At 32.9% G+C, this 17,516-nt stretch carries 15 protein-coding genes; 10 read left to right on the top strand and 5 right to left on the bottom strand.

Translation table 11 applies throughout. From position 1 onward, the window contains the following. Positions 1-24 precede the first annotated feature (24 nt). From IRZ80_RS01230 to IRZ80_RS01215, 4 genes are all read left to right on the top strand, one after another. The gene (locus IRZ80_RS01230) at positions 25-2,472 is read left to right on the top strand and encodes a YfhO family protein (RefSeq protein WP_194639431.1); all 2,448 of its coding nucleotides are present in this window, start codon (positions 25-27) and stop codon (positions 2,470-2,472) included. Between the two features lie 73 nt (positions 2,473-2,545). Continuing rightward, entirely contained in the window at positions 2,546-3,844 is a 1,299-nt protein-coding gene (locus tag IRZ80_RS01225) for a glycosyltransferase family 4 protein (RefSeq protein ID WP_194639422.1), read from the top strand. 47 nt (positions 3,845-3,891) lie between these two features. Next, entirely contained in the window at positions 3,892-5,358 is a 1,467-nt protein-coding gene (locus IRZ80_RS01220; RefSeq protein ID WP_194639420.1) for an oligosaccharide flippase family protein, read from the top strand. Between the two features lie 531 nt (positions 5,359-5,889). Further along, positions 5,890-6,186, top strand: coding sequence for a hypothetical protein (locus IRZ80_RS01215; protein ID WP_194639419.1), 297 nt, complete (start codon positions 5,890-5,892; stop codon positions 6,184-6,186). A gap of 184 nt (positions 6,187-6,370) precedes the next feature. Here the strand turns inward: IRZ80_RS01215 and uvrA are convergent, their stop codons facing one another. Next, positions 6,371-9,166: an excinuclease ABC subunit UvrA gene (gene uvrA, locus IRZ80_RS01210; protein ID WP_194639417.1), complete on the bottom strand. Its 2,796-nt coding sequence runs from the start codon at positions 9,164-9,166 to the stop codon at positions 6,371-6,373. A 490-nt stretch (positions 9,167-9,656) separates the two neighbouring features. Between uvrA and IRZ80_RS01205 the strand changes: the two genes are divergently transcribed. Together IRZ80_RS01205 and IRZ80_RS01200 are read left to right on the top strand one after the other, a co-directional pair. Beyond that, positions 9,657-10,241, top strand: coding sequence for an RNA polymerase sigma factor (locus IRZ80_RS01205; protein ID WP_194639415.1), 585 nt, complete (start codon positions 9,657-9,659; stop codon positions 10,239-10,241). Positions 10,242-10,292: 51 nt separating this feature from the next. Next, positions 10,293-10,436: a hypothetical protein gene (locus IRZ80_RS01200; RefSeq protein WP_194639413.1), complete on the top strand. Its 144-nt coding sequence runs from the start codon at positions 10,293-10,295 to the stop codon at positions 10,434-10,436. Between the two features lie 102 nt (positions 10,437-10,538). Here IRZ80_RS01200 and IRZ80_RS01195 read toward each other — a convergent pair whose 3' ends face one another. Continuing rightward, entirely contained in the window at positions 10,539-11,189 is a 651-nt protein-coding gene (locus IRZ80_RS01195) for an endonuclease III domain-containing protein (RefSeq protein ID WP_194639411.1), read from the bottom strand. Between the two features lie 179 nt (positions 11,190-11,368). On the opposite strand from IRZ80_RS01195, the gene bcp reads away from it, so the two are divergent. Together bcp and IRZ80_RS01185 are read left to right on the top strand one after the other, a co-directional pair. Continuing rightward, entirely contained in the window at positions 11,369-11,821 is a 453-nt protein-coding gene (gene bcp / locus IRZ80_RS01190; protein ID WP_194639409.1) for a thioredoxin-dependent thiol peroxidase, read from the top strand. 455 nt (positions 11,822-12,276) lie between these two features. After that, positions 12,277-13,239, top strand: a complete 963-nt coding sequence (locus IRZ80_RS01185; protein WP_194639407.1) for a hypothetical protein — start codon at positions 12,277-12,279, stop codon at positions 13,237-13,239. Positions 13,240-13,535: 296 nt separating this feature from the next. Here the strand turns inward: IRZ80_RS01185 and IRZ80_RS01180 are convergent, their stop codons facing one another. Beyond that, the gene (locus tag IRZ80_RS01180; protein ID WP_194639405.1) at positions 13,536-14,999 is read right to left on the bottom strand and encodes a TonB-dependent receptor; all 1,464 of its coding nucleotides are present in this window, start codon (positions 14,997-14,999) and stop codon (positions 13,536-13,538) included. A 98-nt stretch (positions 15,000-15,097) separates the two neighbouring features. Between IRZ80_RS01180 and IRZ80_RS01175 the strand changes: the two genes are divergently transcribed. Continuing rightward, entirely contained in the window at positions 15,098-15,862 is a 765-nt protein-coding gene (locus IRZ80_RS01175; protein ID WP_194639404.1) for an MBL fold metallo-hydrolase, read from the top strand. 4 nt (positions 15,863-15,866) lie between these two features. Next, a complete protein-coding gene (locus tag IRZ80_RS01170; protein ID WP_194639402.1) occupies positions 15,867-16,367 on the top strand; it encodes a hypothetical protein in 501 nt (166 codons plus the stop codon). An 81-nt stretch (positions 16,368-16,448) separates the two neighbouring features. Here the strand turns inward: IRZ80_RS01170 and IRZ80_RS01165 are convergent, their stop codons facing one another. Beyond that, positions 16,449-17,096 (bottom strand): alpha/beta hydrolase, encoded by a 648-nt coding sequence (locus IRZ80_RS01165; protein WP_194639400.1) that lies wholly within the window; start codon positions 17,094-17,096, stop codon positions 16,449-16,451. Positions 17,097-17,136: 40 nt separating this feature from the next. Further along, complete coding sequence (locus tag IRZ80_RS01160; RefSeq protein WP_194639398.1) at positions 17,137-17,469, bottom strand: hypothetical protein; 333 nt, start codon at positions 17,467-17,469, stop codon at positions 17,137-17,139. Positions 17,470-17,516: the final 47 nt, after the last annotated feature.

The raw sequence follows: 17,516 nt of genomic DNA, 5'->3' as shown, positions 1-17,516 counted from the left end.
ATCCTAAAATCTAAAATCATTTTAATGAAGCAACTTCAAAAGTTCTTTCCGCACGCACTTGCCATTCTTGGTTTTGTTCTCGTATCTACTCTTTATTTTTTTCCAGTATTACAAGGAAAGCAGATTTTTCAATCGGATATTGCCCAGTATACGGGTATGGCCAAAGAACAAAATGATTTTAGAGCAGCCCATAATGAAGAACCGTATTGGACTAATTCAGCTTTTGGCGGTATGCCTACTTATCAGTTAGGAGCAAAATATCCTCATGATTATGTTGGTGCTATTGATGATGTACTTCGTTTTTTACCGCGTCCGGCTGATTATTTGTTTTTATACTTTTTGAGTTTCTATATTTTAATGCTGGTTTTAAAAGCCGACCCGCTAAAAGCTTTTTTTGGAGCAGTGGCTTTTGGTTTTTCTACCTATTTAATAATAATTCTTGGAGTCGGGCATAATGCCAAAGCACATGCTATAGCTTACATGCCGATGGTTGTTGCCGGTTTTATAATGGCTTTTCAGCGAAAATATATTTGGGGTGGATTGCTTACTATGTTTGCTGTAGCATTGGAAGTAAATGCGAATCACTTTCAGATGACCTTTTATTTATTGATATTGCTGTTAATTCTTTCGGGATATTTTATTTATGAAGGAATTAAATCAAAAGAGTATAAGCCTCTGCTGCTTTCTATCGGAACACTTATTGGTGCAGGGATTTTTGCGATTGGTTCTAATGCAGGTAATTTATTGGCAACTGCTGAGTATGCTTCTTTCAGTACCCGCGGGAAAAGTGATTTGAGCTTCAATCCTGATGGTACCAAAAAGGTAACTGATATGGCTATGACCTATGATTATATTACGGAATACAGTTATGGAATTGCCGAAAGTTTCAATTTGATAGCCCCTCGATTGTTTGGCGGTTCTAATAATGAGAGTTTAAGTGAGGATTCTAAAATAGTTGATTTTTTACAGCAGCAGCAAGTAGGGCAAGGACAATATATTACACAAGAGCAGGCTGTTGAGTATGCTAAGGGAGGAATGCCAACGTATTGGGGCGATCAGCCAATAGTTTCAGCTCCTGCATATATTGGGGCTGTAGTTTTCTTTTTAGGGATTTTGGCTTTATTTACAGATGAAAGAAAGATTAAATACGTTTTCTTAGGTGGAGCTGTATTAACTTTAATTCTTTCCTGGGGGAAAAACTTTCCTTTATTGACTAATTTTTGCATCGATCATATCCCTATGTATAATAAATTTAGGGCAGTATCATCTATTCAGGTTATTCTCGAATTGTGTTTTCCAATATTAGCCATTATGGGATTGCAGTCTTTCTTCAAATTAGAAAAAGAAAAACAGTTAAAGCCATTATTACAGTCAGGTGCCGTAGGTTTGGGATTGATTATATTTTTATTTTTATGTAAAAGTATGTTCAGTTTTGCGGGAGCAGGTGATAGCGGTTTAATGCAAAATTATGGGCCAAATTTTGTCGATGCGCTTAAAGAAGACAGAAGAACATTGTATAGTGCCGATTTACTGCGTTCTGGATTTTTTATCCTGATTTCGGCAGGCGCTTTGTGGCTGTTTGTCAAAAATAGAATTGCACAGAATACAGCAATTATTTTAGTTGGTTTATTTATGGTTACCGATTTGTTTTTTGTAGATAAAAACTATGTTTCCAATAAAGATTTTGTAAATGCCAGAGATGTAGAAGTTCCATTCCAAGAAACTCCTGCGGATGCTAAGATTCTTGAAGATCCTACTAATTACCGAGTATTTGACGTTCAAGGGCTGATGCAGGGAAGAACATCTTATTTTCATAAAGCGATAGGAGGATACAGTGCTGTAAAACCTCAAAGAATGCAGCAGCTTTTTGATTACCAAATCGCCAAAAACAATATGGAAATTCTTAATATGCTAAATGTTAAGTATGTAATACAAACGGATAAAGAAGGTAAGGAGCAGCCAATTATTAATACAGATGCCAATGGGAATGCCTGGTTTGTAAGCAAAATACAATTTGTAAAAAATGCTGACGGCGAGATGAAGGCATTGGATAAGTTTAATTCTAAAGAAACGGCAGTAATTAACGAAAATGAGTTTTCAGCTATTAAAGGTAAGGCTTTTGCCAAAGATAGTTCGGCGGTAATAACTTTAGATTCCTATCAGCCTAATGATTTAAAATATACTTCTGTTAATTCAAAAGAAGGTTTAGCTGTTTTTTCCGAAATGTATTATGAAAAAGGCTGGACAGCACTTATAGACGGTAAAGAAACTTCTATTATGAGAGCAGATTATACATTACGAGCCATAGTAGTTCCAGCTGGAAAACATAGTATTGAGTTTAAATTTGATCCTCAGGTAGTAAAAACAGGAGGTACAATTACATTAGTTAGCTGTATTGGAATGTTATTTCTTTTAGCAGGCGGATTGTATGTTGAGAGAAAGAAAGAAGTAGTAAATAGTAAAGATATGTAGAAATATGAACTATGGAGTTATACAGCTGAATAACTCTATAATCCATATTTACATATAATAACAAATTAAAAAATTGAAACCAGAATTAAAAAAAATTCTTATCATAACTTATTACTGGCCGCCAGCTGGAGGTCCAGGTGTGCAGCGCTGGCTTAAGTTTGTCAAATATCTGCCTGATTTTGATATCGAGCCGATTGTTTATATTCCTGAAAATCCAACATATCCCATTGTTGATGGCAATTTAGAAAAAGAAGTTGCCGATAATGTTATTATTTTAAAAAATAAGATTTTTGAACCCTATCAGTTAGCTTCGGTCTTTTCTAAAAATAAAACTAAAAAAATCAGTTCGGGTATTATTCCTAATAAGAAGAAGCAGACTTTTTTGGATAAAGCTTTATTATGGATACGCGGGAATCTTTTTATTCCGGATGCTCGTGTTTTTTGGGTTAAACCTTCTGTTGCTTATTTGGAAAAATACATTATTGAAAATAATATTGATACTATTATTACTTCGGGTCCGCCGCATAGTCTGCATTTAATCGGTTTGGTTTTAAAACAAAAAATTAAACTTACTTGGTTTGCCGATTTTCGTGACCCTTGGACGACAATTGGATATCACAAATCATTGCGTTTATCTGTGAGAGCAGAAAGAAAGCATAAAGCTCTTGAATATAGAGTGCTTAATACTGCAGACCGGGTTATAGTAACCAGTAAAACTACAAAAACGGAGTTCAAAGAAATAACTGGTAAGCCAATTAGCGTTATTACCAATGGCTATGATAATGAACCAGGAACTGAAGTGGTTCTTGATTCTAAGTTTAGCCTTGCGCATATCGGTTCATTTCTTTCTGAACGGAATCCTGTTGTTTTATGGGGAACTTTGGCTGAATTAATTCTTGAAATTCCTGAATTTAAATCACATTTAGAATTAAAATTAATTGGAGCCGTCAGTCAGGAAGTATTAGATACTATTTCTCAATATAATCTTGATTCCTATCTGAATAATATTGGATATGTTTCCCATTCAGAGGCTGTTGCTTATCAAAGAAATTCTCAGGTGCTGCTTCTTATCGAAATTAATTCTGAAGAAACTAAAAGCATTATTCCAGGCAAGTTATTTGAATATATGGTTTCGAATAGACCTATAATTGCCATTGGACCAAAGGATTCAGATTTTGCAGATATAATAACGGGAACAAATACAGGTGTCTTTTTTGAATATTACGAGAAAGAAAAATTAAAAAACACCATCATATCCTATTACAATCAGTTTTTAGAAGGGAAATTACAATCCTATGGTGTAGGTTTGCAAAAATATTCCAGAAAGAATTTGACCAAAGAACTGGCGCAATTAATTCATTCAAAAAGTTAAGGTGTTTCAGCCTTAAACTTTTAACATTAAACTTTAAACTCCAATTAATGGGTATAGTATTAAATCAGTCATTAAAAAACACTATAATAACATATATCGGTTTTGGAATTGGAGGAATAAGCACTCTTTTTTTATTTCCTCATATTTTAGGTAAAACATTTTATGGATTGTCTAATTATATTTTGTCTTGTGCCAATGTAATAATGCCTTTATTTGCTATTGGTATGCAAAATACATTGGTTAAGTTTTATTCCCAATGCAAAACTGAGAAAGAACGTAATGAGTTTTTATCATTTACGGTATTATTTCCTATTATATTAATTGTCCTGATCATTTTGATTGGTTTATTTTTTTATGATGAGATTTCTTTTTTTGTCACTAAGAAGAATTCAATAGTAAAAGATTTTATCTGGCTGATTCCTTTCATTGGAATTTGTATGGCTTATTTCGAAATTTTTTATGCTTGGGCAAGAGTTCATATGCATTCCGTATTTGGTAATTTTATTAAAGAAGTAGGGCTGCGATTGTTTTCGTTAATAGCTCTTTTAGGGATTTATTTTAAATGGATTACAGTGGTCGATTTTATTTATTTGACTGCGGGTATTTACTTTGTGGCTTTTTTGGTAACGATGTTTTATGCATTCCGAATTAAAAAACCAGTTTTTCAGTTTACGATTCCTTATAACGTAAAAGAGATTTTAGAATATACATCGTACATTATTTTATCAGGCAGTGTTGCAAATCTGCTTTTGGATGGTGATAAAATTATGCTTAATCAGTATATGGCGATCGGAAATATTGCTTATTATTCGGTTGCTACATATATAGCTTTGGTGATTTCTGTGCCAAGCCGTGCCATGCATCAGATTGTATATCCAATTACTGCGAAATTAATGCATGAGAATAAGCATGATGAGCTGAATGATTTATATAAAAAAACTTCGATAAACCTTCAAATTGTTGGGGGATTTGTGATGCTTTGTATTTTTGTTAATATCAATCAGCTGTATGAGATTGTACCAAAAGATTATGCTGGCGGAATAGTTGTCGTGTTTATTATTGGGCTTTCAAAATATTTTGATCTGATTTTAGGGAATAACAATGCGATTATTTTTAACTCTAAGTATTATCGCGCAGTATTGTTTTTAGGAGTAGGACTGGTGGTTTTGACAGTTATTTTGAACATGATTTTTATTCCTTTATATGGGATTATAGGTTCTGCATTTGCAACTTTATTATCGATTACTTGTTATAGTGTTGCCAAATTGCTTTTTGTTGTGAAAAGGATGCATTTGTATCCATTTACAAAGCAGACACTTCATTCTATCTGGATAACCTTTATTGTTTTTTTATTGTTTTATTTTTGGAAGTTTCCAATTAGTCCTATTATAGCAATAGTTTTGAAATCTATTCTGGTGACTCTTGTCTATGTATACATTAATTATAAATTTGTAGTTTCTCCAGAAATAAATCAGGCTTTGGATAAAATTATTTTGAAAACCAGAAAAAAATAAATAAAATCCTGTTTCAAAATCAGATTTGTTTTTTTTATACTGTCGTTTTTGATGTACTCTTTAAAAATGGGTTATTAGAGAAAACTTGATAATACTTTGCTAACAGCTTTAAAATATTTTATTATTAAGTTGTGAATTAGTTTTTTATAGTAATTTCTCTTCTTTTGCCGCTTTTAGCGAATGTTTTTTTCCATATTAAAATTAACTTCATATCAAATCTTGATTTATGCCATTCTTCTTCCTGATTTAAATTGCTGGAAAACGAGAATTTAAACTGTTTGTAGAGAATATGTGTATTTCTTGCAATAATCATGTAGGTAAAGTATTGTTTATTTTTTATTGTAAGACATTATAACGATTATTTATGCTTTTCTTAATTTTATTAAAAATATAATTACATGAATATCAGCAACTTGTGTTGTTTTCTTTTTGAATATCACTAAAAGTAGGTATTGCGGAGTTTTAAAATGCATCTTATCTTTGGTGCTAGAAATATGACATAAATCCTTATTAATTTAAATAACAAAAAGAATGAAAAATCATTTTATTAAACCGGATAAATTCAATCTGTTTACAAAAGTTATTGCTGATAAGATTCAAAATGGTTTTGTAGTTATAGAAAAAAACGAAAAAACACCTTTCACGGTATTATATAAAGAAGGCAAAAAAATTAATCACAGTATGAATTTTTTGATTTGCTGTGCTACATTAGGAACATGGTCATTCGCTTGGTTATATATGTCACTTGTTACTGCGAAAGATAAAAAGGTTTTGATTGCGATAGACGAGGAGGGAATTGTTTTTGAGGAAAATTGCTACTTGGGCTAATTTTTTTATACCTGAATAGTTTTTTGAAGATTGATAAGTGTCAATTAAAAAAGTTAACAGCAAGGAATTTAGATTTTTTAGATTAATATTGATACTTTAGTACAAATATAAAGGGAGTACAAAATAAAGCCATGACATAATAAAATGTTATGGCTTTTTTAGCTGGATAAAAGATTGTTATGTTTTAAAGTTTTTCTTTTAGATACTCGGCAATAACAGATTTTTTGTCTTTTATAATTTCTTCCGGTGTTCCTTTAGCTAAGAGCAGTCCGCCGTTTTCTCCTCCTTCTGGACCAAGATCAATTATCCAGTCTGCACATTTGATTAAATCAAGATTATGCTCTATAACCAGTATTGAATGTCCTTTCTCAATTAAGGCATCAAACGAAGCCATTAGTTTTTTGATATCATGAAAATGCAATCCAGTTGTAGGCTCATCAAAAACGAAAAGAGCTTTTTCTTTTATAGTTCCTTTTACTAAAAATGAAGCAAGTTTGATTCGCTGTGCTTCACCGCCAGAAAGTGTAGATGAGGATTGTCCCAGCTGTACATATCCCAAACCAACATCTTGTAAAGGCTGCAGTTTTTGAGTGATTTTTGTCTGTTTATTTTTTTCGAAGAAAGAAATAGAATCATCAATTGTCATCGTTAGGATGTCATTAATGTTTTTGCCGTCAAAAAATATTTCTAAAACTTCTTTTTTGAAACGTTTTCCGCTGCAGGTTTCGCAAGGTAATTGGACATCGGCCATGAAAACCATTTCTACGTTTATTGAACCTTCACCTTTGCAGGTTTCGCATCTTCCGCCGTCAACGTTAAAAGAAAAATGTTTGGCTTGGTAGCCTCTTACCTTGGAAAGTTTTTCTTTGGCATATAATTCCCGAATATCATCATAAGCTTTAATATAAGTAACAGGATTAGATCTAGAACTTCTTCCGATAGGATTCTGATCTACATATTCAATATGTTTTATATGTGAAAAAGACCCAGATAATTCGCTAAACTGTCCCGCTTTTTCACCTGCATTATCCAGTTTTTTCTGCATGGCGGGAAAAAGAATTTTCTTGACAAGCGTACTTTTTCCGCTCCCCGAAACTCCTGTAATGACAGTTAAAACGTCGAGAGGGAAGGTAACATCTATATTTTGTAAATTGTTTTCTCTGGCTCCTTTTATTTCGATGAAATTTTTTGATGTTCGTCTTTTCTTTGGAACACTAATTTCGAGTTCACCATTCAAGTATTTTGAGGTTAACGAACTCGATGTAAGGATTTCATCATAAGTGCCCTGTGCAGCCAGATTTCCGCCCAGTGTTCCTGCTTCGGGACCTATGTCAATAATCATGTCAGCTGCTTTCATGATATCTTCATCATGTTCGACAACAATTACTGTATTGCCTAAATCACGCAGTGAAAGCAGTACTTTTATCAATCTTTCAGTGTCTTTTGGATGTAGGCCAATGCTTGGCTCATCTAATATATACATAGATCCTACAAGACTGCTGCCTAGTGAAGTGGCCAGATTGATACGCTGTGATTCGCCCCCGGAAAGTGTTGATGAATTTCGGTTTAATGTTAGATAATTCAATCCTACTTCGGATAAAAAGGATAATCGGTTGTTGATTTCGATTAATAATCTTTTTGCAATCTGATTTTCATATTCGTCTAATGTAATGTCTTTGAAAAATGCAGCTAAATGCCTGATTGGTAAATCTACTAAATCAGAAACCGTTTTTCCATTTATTTTAACGTATGAAGCCTCTGGTCTCAAACGCTTTCCTTTGCAGACATGACATTTAGTTTTACCTCTGTAACGGGAAAGCATTACTCGGTTCTGGATCTTATAATTTTTCTCTTCGAGTTCTTTAAAAAAGTCATTCAGCCCCTGAAAATATTTGTTTCCTGTCCAAATCAGTTCCTTTTGTTCTTCAGTCAGCTGGAAGTAAGGTTTATGAATAGGGAAATCAAATTTATAGGCATGGTTTACTAATTCGTCCCTAAACCAGCTCATGCTTTCACCTCTCCATGGAAATATGGCATTTTCAAAAATAGAAAGTGAAGTATTTGGAATAACTAATTCACTGTCGATTCCAATAATATTTCCGTAGCCTTCACAGGCAGGACATGCGCCGTAAGGATTATTGAAACTAAATAGATGTACGTTCGGTTCGAGAAAAGTAATACCGTCCAATTCAAAATTATTAGAAAACGAAAGTCTTTTATCCGTGTTTAATTCCTGTAAATAGCAGATACCTTTACCTTCAAAAAAAGCAGTCTGCACAGCATCCGATAATCGGTTGTAGAATTCTTCTTCATCTTTTACGATAATCCTGTCAATAACAAGTAATATATCTTTATGGTCTAATGAATGTTGATTTTCTGCTGTAAAATCATCCAAACGAATCATTTCATTGTTGATCAGAATCCTTGCAAATCCTTGCTGCAGTAATACTTTCAGTTTGTCTTCTAGCTGTCTGCCTTCTTCGAGATGAATAGGTGCGAGGAGGAGCCATCTGCTGTCTAATTCAAATTTTTTTACTTCACTGACAACATCGGTAACCGTATTTTTTTTGACCTCTTGCCCTGAAACAGGAGAATAAGTTCTTCCTATTCGGGCAAATAATAATTTTATGTAATCATATATTTCAGTCGAAGTTCCTACAGTAGAACGTGCATTAGTGGTATTTACTTTTTGCTCAATAGCAATAGCAGGAGCAATTCCTTTAATGTATTCTACTTTTGGTTTGTCCAAACGGCCCAAGAATTGTCTGGCGTAGGAAGACAGACTTTCTACATAACGGCGCTGCCCTTCGGCATACAAAGTATCGAATGCTAAACTGGATTTTCCCGAACCGGAAAGCCCTGTAATAACAACGAGTTTATTTCTGGGAATTGCTACATCTACATTTTTTAAATTATGTACTTGTGCTCCTTTTATTATGATGTTCCTCTTTGGATCGAGTTTGGAAATGTCAGCTGGCATACTAAAAATGAATTTTCACAAAAGTACTCAATTTTAGTATGACTGTCTCTAAAGAATTAGAATCAAAACTTACTTTTAAGTATGTATTTGTTCTGAAGTCTATATTTGATACTTGTCAAATTAATGTCAAGCTGTTTTTTAAAACAGTTAAAAAAAGATTGATTTTTTTATGAGAAGCTATTAAATTTTTTTCGAAATAGAAATTGTTTTTTGCCTGTTGTATAATGTCTAAAAGATTTATGAAACTTCGGTTTATCCAGCTTATTTTGATGTAAAACAATGTTTTATCTTTTTTTTATCAAGTGTAATTTGTTAAAAAAAGAAGTTTTAATTTTTAAAAATGATATTTATCATCTTTTTTCTTGCTTCTTTTAATAAAAAATTGTTAAATTTGACAAATGTTTAACTTTATTAAAACTTTGTAAGCCTATAGCATAGAACTACTTTTTAGAAAGACTACCCCCAAGAATTAACCTAAAAAGGAATAGCTATGGCAATTATACAAAAAACAGATGCTTTATTAGTAAAGGATTATATGGCTGGTGATGAAAATGCATTGGCTGTATTAATAAGAAGACATGAATCCAAAGTGTTTGGATTTATCTATTCTAAAGTTTCAGATAAAGATGTTTCCAATGACATTTTTCAAGATACTTTTATCAAAGTAATCAAAACCTTAAAGCTAAATTCGTATAACGAAGAAGGAAAATTTCTGCCTTGGGTGATGCGTATTGCCCACAACTTAATCATTGATCATTTTAGAAAATTAAAAAAGATGCCGCTGTACCGAGAGACAGAGGAATTTTCTATTTTTTCTATAATGTCTGATAATTCTCTTACTGTCGAAAATCAAATCATAGCAGATCAAGTCGAAGTTGATATCCGCAGACTTGTTGATGAGCTTCCTTTGGACCAAAAAGAGGTTTTAATCATGCGTATGTATCAGGATATGAGTTTTAAAGAAATTTCAGAAACTACAGGTGTTAGTATCAATACAGCTTTGGGAAGAATGCGGTATGCCATAATGAATTTGAGAAAAATTATCGACAAGCATCAAGTTATTTTGACTAACTGACAATAAATGACAGATTCCTCCGTTGTAATATAAAATAAAATTTATATTCATATGGAAAAGAATTACTCTAAAGAATTGAAAATTACTCAAAAAATGAAACCTGATAAAGAAGTTGTTTCTTTTTTATTAAACTACTCTAAAGCATTGAAAATGGTTAAAATAGAGAAGAAGGTTTTTGAAATTATAGCAAATTAATTCTTGCAAGTGAAAAGTATTTCAATCTGTATGTGCTGAAACAAGTGCAAATTTCACTAGTTTACTTATGAAACTAGTGAAATTTGTTGTTTATAATTGTGATTATTTTTTTGCAAACTCATCCAAAACTGATTTTCTGCCAATTGTTTTGGTGATAATATCTTTCTCCAGACTCCAGCCTCTTGCCGGCGAATATTCGCGTCCGTACCAAATAATCTGAAGGTGAAGATCATTCCATAATTCTTCAGGGAAAATACGTTTGGCATCTTTTTCGGTCTGAACTACATTTTTGCCATTAGTCAGATTCCAGCGGTACATCAACCGATGAATATGGGTGTCAACTGGAAAAGCCGGTACTCCAAAAGCCTGTGACATCACCACACTCGCTGTTTTATGCCCTACTGCAGGTAATTCTTCGAGAGCCTCAAAACTTTGTGGTACCTGGCCATTGTGTTTTTCGATCAAAATTTGGGACAATCCATGGATTCCTTTCGATTTCATTGGAGACAGACCACAGGGACGAATAATTTCTTTGATTTCCTCAATAGACATTTTGATCATATCATACGGATTGTCGGCTTTGGCAAAAAGTAAAGGCGTGATTTGGTTCACGCGTACGTCTGTACATTGAGCCGAAAGCAAAACTGCAATTAATAAAGTATATGGGTCTTTGTGGTCTAGCGGAATCGGGATAGTTGGGTATAACTCGTTTAAGGTATTTATAACAAATGTTACGCGTTCTTGTTTGGTCATTTTTTGATCTGCTTCGTTACTAAGGGGCTAAGTTTTTAAGACTATTTTTAATGTGAATTTGCTAAGTTACTAAGAACCTAAGAATCTAGGATTGTTTTTAAGTTTAAAATTGTGTTGTTTCATTTAATTTTTCAAAATCTTAGTATCTTAGCCACTTAGTAACTTAGTATCTTAAAAAAATGACTACATTAAAAATAGGCGATCAGGCACCTCAGTTTTCAGGAATAGATCAAGATGGAAAATCACGTCAATTATCAGATTATAAAGGAAAAAAATTAGTTGTATTTTTTTATCCTAAAGCTTCTACACCAGGCTGTACTGCAGAAGCTTGTGATTTAAGAGATAATTTTGAGCGTTTTCAGGCTAATAATTATGCTCTTTTGGGTGTAAGTGCCGATAGTGCAAAAGCGCAGGCTAAATTTAAGGATAAGTATGAATTTCCTTTTCCATTACTGGCTGATGAGGACAAATCGGTGATAAATGCTTTTGGTGTTTGGGGACCAAAAAAGTTTATGGGAAGAGAATACGACGGCATTCACAGAACTACTTTTGTGATAGACGAAAACGGAATCATTGAAGATGTTATCACCGCTGTGAAGACAAAAGAACATGCAGGGCAGATTTTGGGATAAAGACGTTATCTTAAGATAATCGATGTTTTCAAAATAAAAAATTCGAAAAATTTTTAGCAATTCAAGACCTAAATAATGTAAAAACAGATATTAATAACAGTGTAATTGGAATGTGAAATTGACAAAAGTATATTATATAATAATTCTTTTTTTACTTCTTGGCTAAAACATAACAGCTCATTAAAGATTCAAAAAGAACGATATTTATGTAAAAACTAAGGATAGAAAGATAAATGTTTTATTTGCGGATACTTATTATGATAATAAGCTTAGTACCTATATTCAATTTCGACAACGAGTTAGTATTGACTATCCAAATTCAGATACTGTAAATATAGGGGCTAGAACCAATGAGTAAAAAAGATTTTTTGAATGATAGGTTTTTGCAGAATTCGATAAACAAATAATAATTAAGCTACAAAGGATATTTATCACTTAATTACTTCCATTAAAAAATGAAACTAAAAATAATTTTAATGTTTCTGCTATCGATAACATTTGCTTATTCACAGTCAAGTGTAAAATCCAAAAGTAATCTTAGTTGTTCTGATTTAAAGGTTAATGAGTATTATTATAATGATAGAAATACATTTAAAGTTGGGTCTATAAAATTGTTTTCATATAAAAATGGGAAACATTTTGATGCGCTAAACAAGTTTATTATAAAAAACAGCGAAAATATTCTAGAACTAGATCTTGAAGATTATGTTATAATGTTTCATAAACCAGATACCATTTTTGATTATTCCGTAGAAAATAGAAAATTTCAAGATTTGGTTGATAGTCTTAATCTATCAAAAATTTTTAGTTTGGATTCAGAATCGGAATCGTATCAAAAAATGTATGAAGAAATGCAAATTATTAATGGTCAAGAAAGTATTTCCTCAAATGTGTTTTATTTAGATAAAATACTCGTTTATAATGTTGAAGTTTATTCAAATGATAAAGTATCTCCATATGATGAGTTTTTAAATATAGATTTAAATAAAATGAAATTGGTCGATTTTAATTCATTAATAGCAGTTAATCAATTAAGTGCATTTGATAAAACTATTTTAAATTATGTCTATAATCGTAAAAAAGAGATAGTAAAAAATTATATAGAAAGAGAATCTCAAGGATTTGGTGATTTATTATATCATTCTATGCTTGCCTTTGAACAATCAGATTACAGTTTAAATAAAATAAAATGCAAAATTAATTCAAATGATTTTTATTATTTTAGTCCTAAGGGTATTATTTTTACAGTGAATGTTATAGATGGAAATTTAAACATGGATGAAAAAAGAGAGAAAATTGGGGAATATACTTCAAAAATAACAATCCCATACAAATTGATTGTAAATTATTTAGACAAAAAAAACAGTTTGTATCCAAGTATAAAAAAACAAATTGCGACTGAAATTAAAAAAGAATAACATTATCTGAAAGCGAGAATAGAATATCAAAAATTGTTCAGTTAAGTGTTATCAAACTATTAGCAATCTAATTTCTTGTTATAGCTTAATCCACGTTAGTGATGGGAGCAAGTTACCTAGTAGCGCGGACAGCACGACAGCATCCCGATAAAAAGGGGTGTCACCACAAAGAGAATTGCCCTTTTTATCGGGACGGAGGCACAACCAAATGATTTTAAAAGACTTTATTTTTACAAAAAACAAATCCAAGAAAAAATTATCTTTTCTTGGATTTGTTTTTTAAAAGCTATTAACCTCTATTTGCTCGTTTCTAAAAGCGGATTGGACTGATAGCCAAAAAGACCTTTTTCTTTAATGATTTCTGGAACTCCTGGTGGCAGCATTGGTTCCCATCCTGGTTTTCCGGCACTAATCATTTTTAATACTTCACGGGAGAATACTTCCAGGATTTCTGGATTATAATCTTCGATATCAACTACTTTTCCATTAAATTTAAAGAATTTGTATAATTCTTTCATTCTTGGATGTACTTTTAGATTTTTGGAAGTAATGATTTCTCCTTCTTCCCCCAGCATTGGGTACAAAAAGACTTTCATGTCGCGGTAAAATAATTTACCAAAGGCTTCCAGTATTCCGCCGCTCAGATGACGGTAATATTTTTCGTCAAATATGTCTACTAAGTTGTTGACACCCATTGAAAGCCCCATTCTGGCTTTGGTATAATTGGAGAAATATTCAACTACTTTATAATATTCCTGAAAATTAGAGATCATTACCGTTTGTCCCAATGAACATAGCAGTTCGGCACGGTCCATGAAATCTCTTTCGTCAATTTCTCCGTCAGATCGGAGGTTAGATAATGTGATTTCGAAAATAACCAAGGTGTTTTCTTTCTCTACTTTGTTCTCTTCCAGAAACATTTTCAGGGATTCTTTGTACATGTCCATGTTTACCTTAGTAACCGGACGGAAACTTCCTCTAAAAGCAAGGATGTTTTTTTTGTAAAGAACTGCAGCCGGCAGGACATTTTTACCTTTTGGATTGAACATTACGGCATCAGTCATTCCGTTTTTTACCAATTGTAAACTCATCAGACGATTGTCAACATCGGCAAAACGAGGGCCTGAAAAGTTAATAGTATCAATTTCTAATTGGTCTTTGTCAAGGTGGTCATATAAATAACGGAGTAATTTTTTTGGATCATTGTATTTGTAGAAGGCACCATAAATAAGGTTAACTCCTAAAACTCCTAGTGTTTCCTGCTGTAATCGGGAATCAGTTTCTTTGAAACGGATATGGATGATAATTTCGTTATAGTCTTCGGCTGGATCCAGCTGGTATCGGATTCCAACCCAGCCATGGCCTTTAAATTGTTTTGCAAAATCTATGGTAGCAACTGTATTAGCGTAACTGAAAAACATTTTGTTAGGATGTTTTGTCCGGCTTAACCGTTCTTCGATTAATTCTCCTTCAAAAGTCAGCATTTTTTTTAGTCTGCTTTCAGTTACATAGCGGCCGTCTTCCTCAGTTCCATAAACAGCATCGCTAAAATCTTTATCGTAAGCAGACATTGCTTTTGCAATTGTTCCAGAAGATCCGCCTGATCTAAAAAAATGTCTGACTGTTTCCTGACCAGCTCCAATTTCAGCAAAAGTTCCGTATATGTTTTCGTTAAGATTAATACGAAGTGCTTTATCTTTGAGGGAAGGAATCTGCTCGATAACCTTGTCTCCTTTTAGTTTTATCTGTTTGGCTTCCATTTTTTTAATTTAAATTCGGCAATTATGTTACAAAGTTAATTAATTAGGCTCTTAATGAAAGAGAAATTAATCCTATTTTTGTAAAAAAAACGAAGCAATTGAAGGTATATTTTTTAGGTACTGGTACGTCTCAGGGAATTCCAATTATTGGGATTGATCATGAAGTTTGCAAAAGCACTGATTTTAAGGATAAAAGACTACGGGTTTCCGTTTGGATTACATGGGAAGACCACTCTTATGTAATCGATTGTGGCCCCGATTTTAGACAGCAGATGCTTTCGTCGAATTGCCGGAAATTAGACGGAATCCTGTTTACGCATGAACATGCTGACCACACAGCCGGTTTGGATGACATTCGTCCTTTTAATTTTAAGCAGGGAGCCATTCCGATATATGCTCATAAAAGAGTACTTACCGATATCGAAAAGCGCTTCAGTTATATATTCGAAACGGTGAATAGATATCCGGGAGCACCTTCAGTAAAAACTTTTGAGATTGAAAATAATATGCCTTTTTCAATAGGCAGCAAAACTGCTGTTCCAGTAAGTGTCTGGCATGGTGATCTGCAGGTCTTTGGTTTTAGAATCGATGATTTTGCTTATTTAACAGATGTAAAAACCATTGATAAAGAGGAAACAGCGAAGCTGAAGGGACTCAAGGTTTTAGTTGTTAATGCATTGCGGGAACAGCCTCATAATACACATTTTAATTTGCAGGAAGCCCTTGATTTTATAGCTTTGCTGAAACCTGAAAAAGCTTATCTTACACATATTAGCCACATGCTTGGTTTTCACGAGGAAGTTCAAAAAAAGCTGCCTGACAATGTTTTTCTAGCCTATGATAATTTAGAAATTACAATTTAATACAATGAAAAAATCACTACTCCTTTATGCTTTAATTTTGTCTTTAGTTTTTAATGTTTATACCTATATGTATTTGAGCAAAGAAGTAACTTTTGAGCAGGATAAATATAAAAAATCAACCACTAAATTAAAAGACAGTGTGCAGGCGGTTACCAATAAAATGGCTGATATAAATTATTTTTCTTTAGAGAAAAATGAAAATGCACAAAATTATTTTGAATCGGCTAAGTCTGACAAAATCAGAAATTATGAGACTTTAATTCCTTACGTTACCGAGCAGCTTCTGGATTTAAATGCCAATCCAAAAGGAAATCCTTATACTGGTCAAGTGCAGTTAGGAGCTAATAAATTTTCGATTAATAAAGTAAAAGTACTGAACCACCGATGGATAATTGCTGATTACAGTGATGGCGAATATTGGGGCGAAGTGCTGCTGAAATATTTTATCAATGATGATGAAAGCGTTTCTTTCGAAATAATCCAATCGGTTATTTATCAGAAATAAAAAAAAACACCGCAAATTCGCAGATTATTACAATTGAAAGTCATTTAAAAAATTTGCGAATTTGCGGGCAAGAAATAAATATTAATTTTCAGTTATCCAATTCTTGAAATCAAAAAAGTTTTGCGGTGCCACACCGTGGCCTACGGGATATTCTTTGTAAGTGATGGCTACCCCTAATTTTTCTAAAATTCCGGGCGTTTTTCTAGCCCATTCCACTGGAATTACCTGGTCGGCTGTTCCGTGGGAAGCAAATATTTTAAGTTTGCTTAAATTGTTTTTCAAGTAATCTTCCGCAACGATTTCCAAATTGAGGTAACCGCTCATAGCAACTACTTTGTTTACTTTTTCTGGATAGGAAAGTGCCACCGCATAACTCAAAATAGAACCCTGACTAAAACCAATTAGAGTTACTTCATTGGTATCAATAGGGTAACTGGCTGTCAATTCATCAATAAATCCAGCAATAATATCTCTTGAAATCCGGGCTTGGTCGTTGTCCGAAAATTTGTTTTGGTCAGCATCAAAATTAATGGCATACCAGGCATAACTGCCGTATTGTAAATCATAAGGTGCTCGAGCAGATATGATGTAATATTCGTTCTGCAGTTCGCTGGCAAAGGAAAATAAATCCGATTCATTACTGCCATAGCCGTGAAGCAGAATCAATACAGGGTTTTTGTCAAGTATGACTTTGGGTTCACGTATTTTATATTCTAAAGATAGATTCATTTTTTTAGTAATCAGTGTTCAGTTTTGACTATTTGATTTTTTACGAGATGCTTTTAAGCCATTTTTGAAAATATTCACCAAGCAGCGGAACCGGTTTTGTTTCGCCTTTTATTGCGCTAAATATTCCATAAGTCCATAAAACAGAAATGAAAATCCACATAGGAGCAGAAATCATAAGGCTGTCAAAATTGCCTATGATTAATCCCAATGAAAAAAAAGTAATTGTGAGTCCTAATCCCTGGCGGATATGAAAAGAAGCAAATTCGTTTTTGTCTTCTCCGCTATTCATGGACATGGCAATAAATACGCCAATTCCTAAAATATAGCTGGTTATTGCGGTTGTTTTTCCAGCTTCGATTGTATTATTGTTCATTTTTGTATGAATTAGGCTTGACAGGTTTTAAAAACTTGTCAGGTCTT

The sequence above is a fragment of the Flavobacterium sp. HJJ genome, assembly GCF_015351475.1.
Lineage (GTDB): Bacteria > Bacteroidota > Bacteroidia > Flavobacteriales > Flavobacteriaceae > Flavobacterium > Flavobacterium marginilacus.
This window is presented reverse-complemented; position numbering and strand designations above follow the sequence as displayed.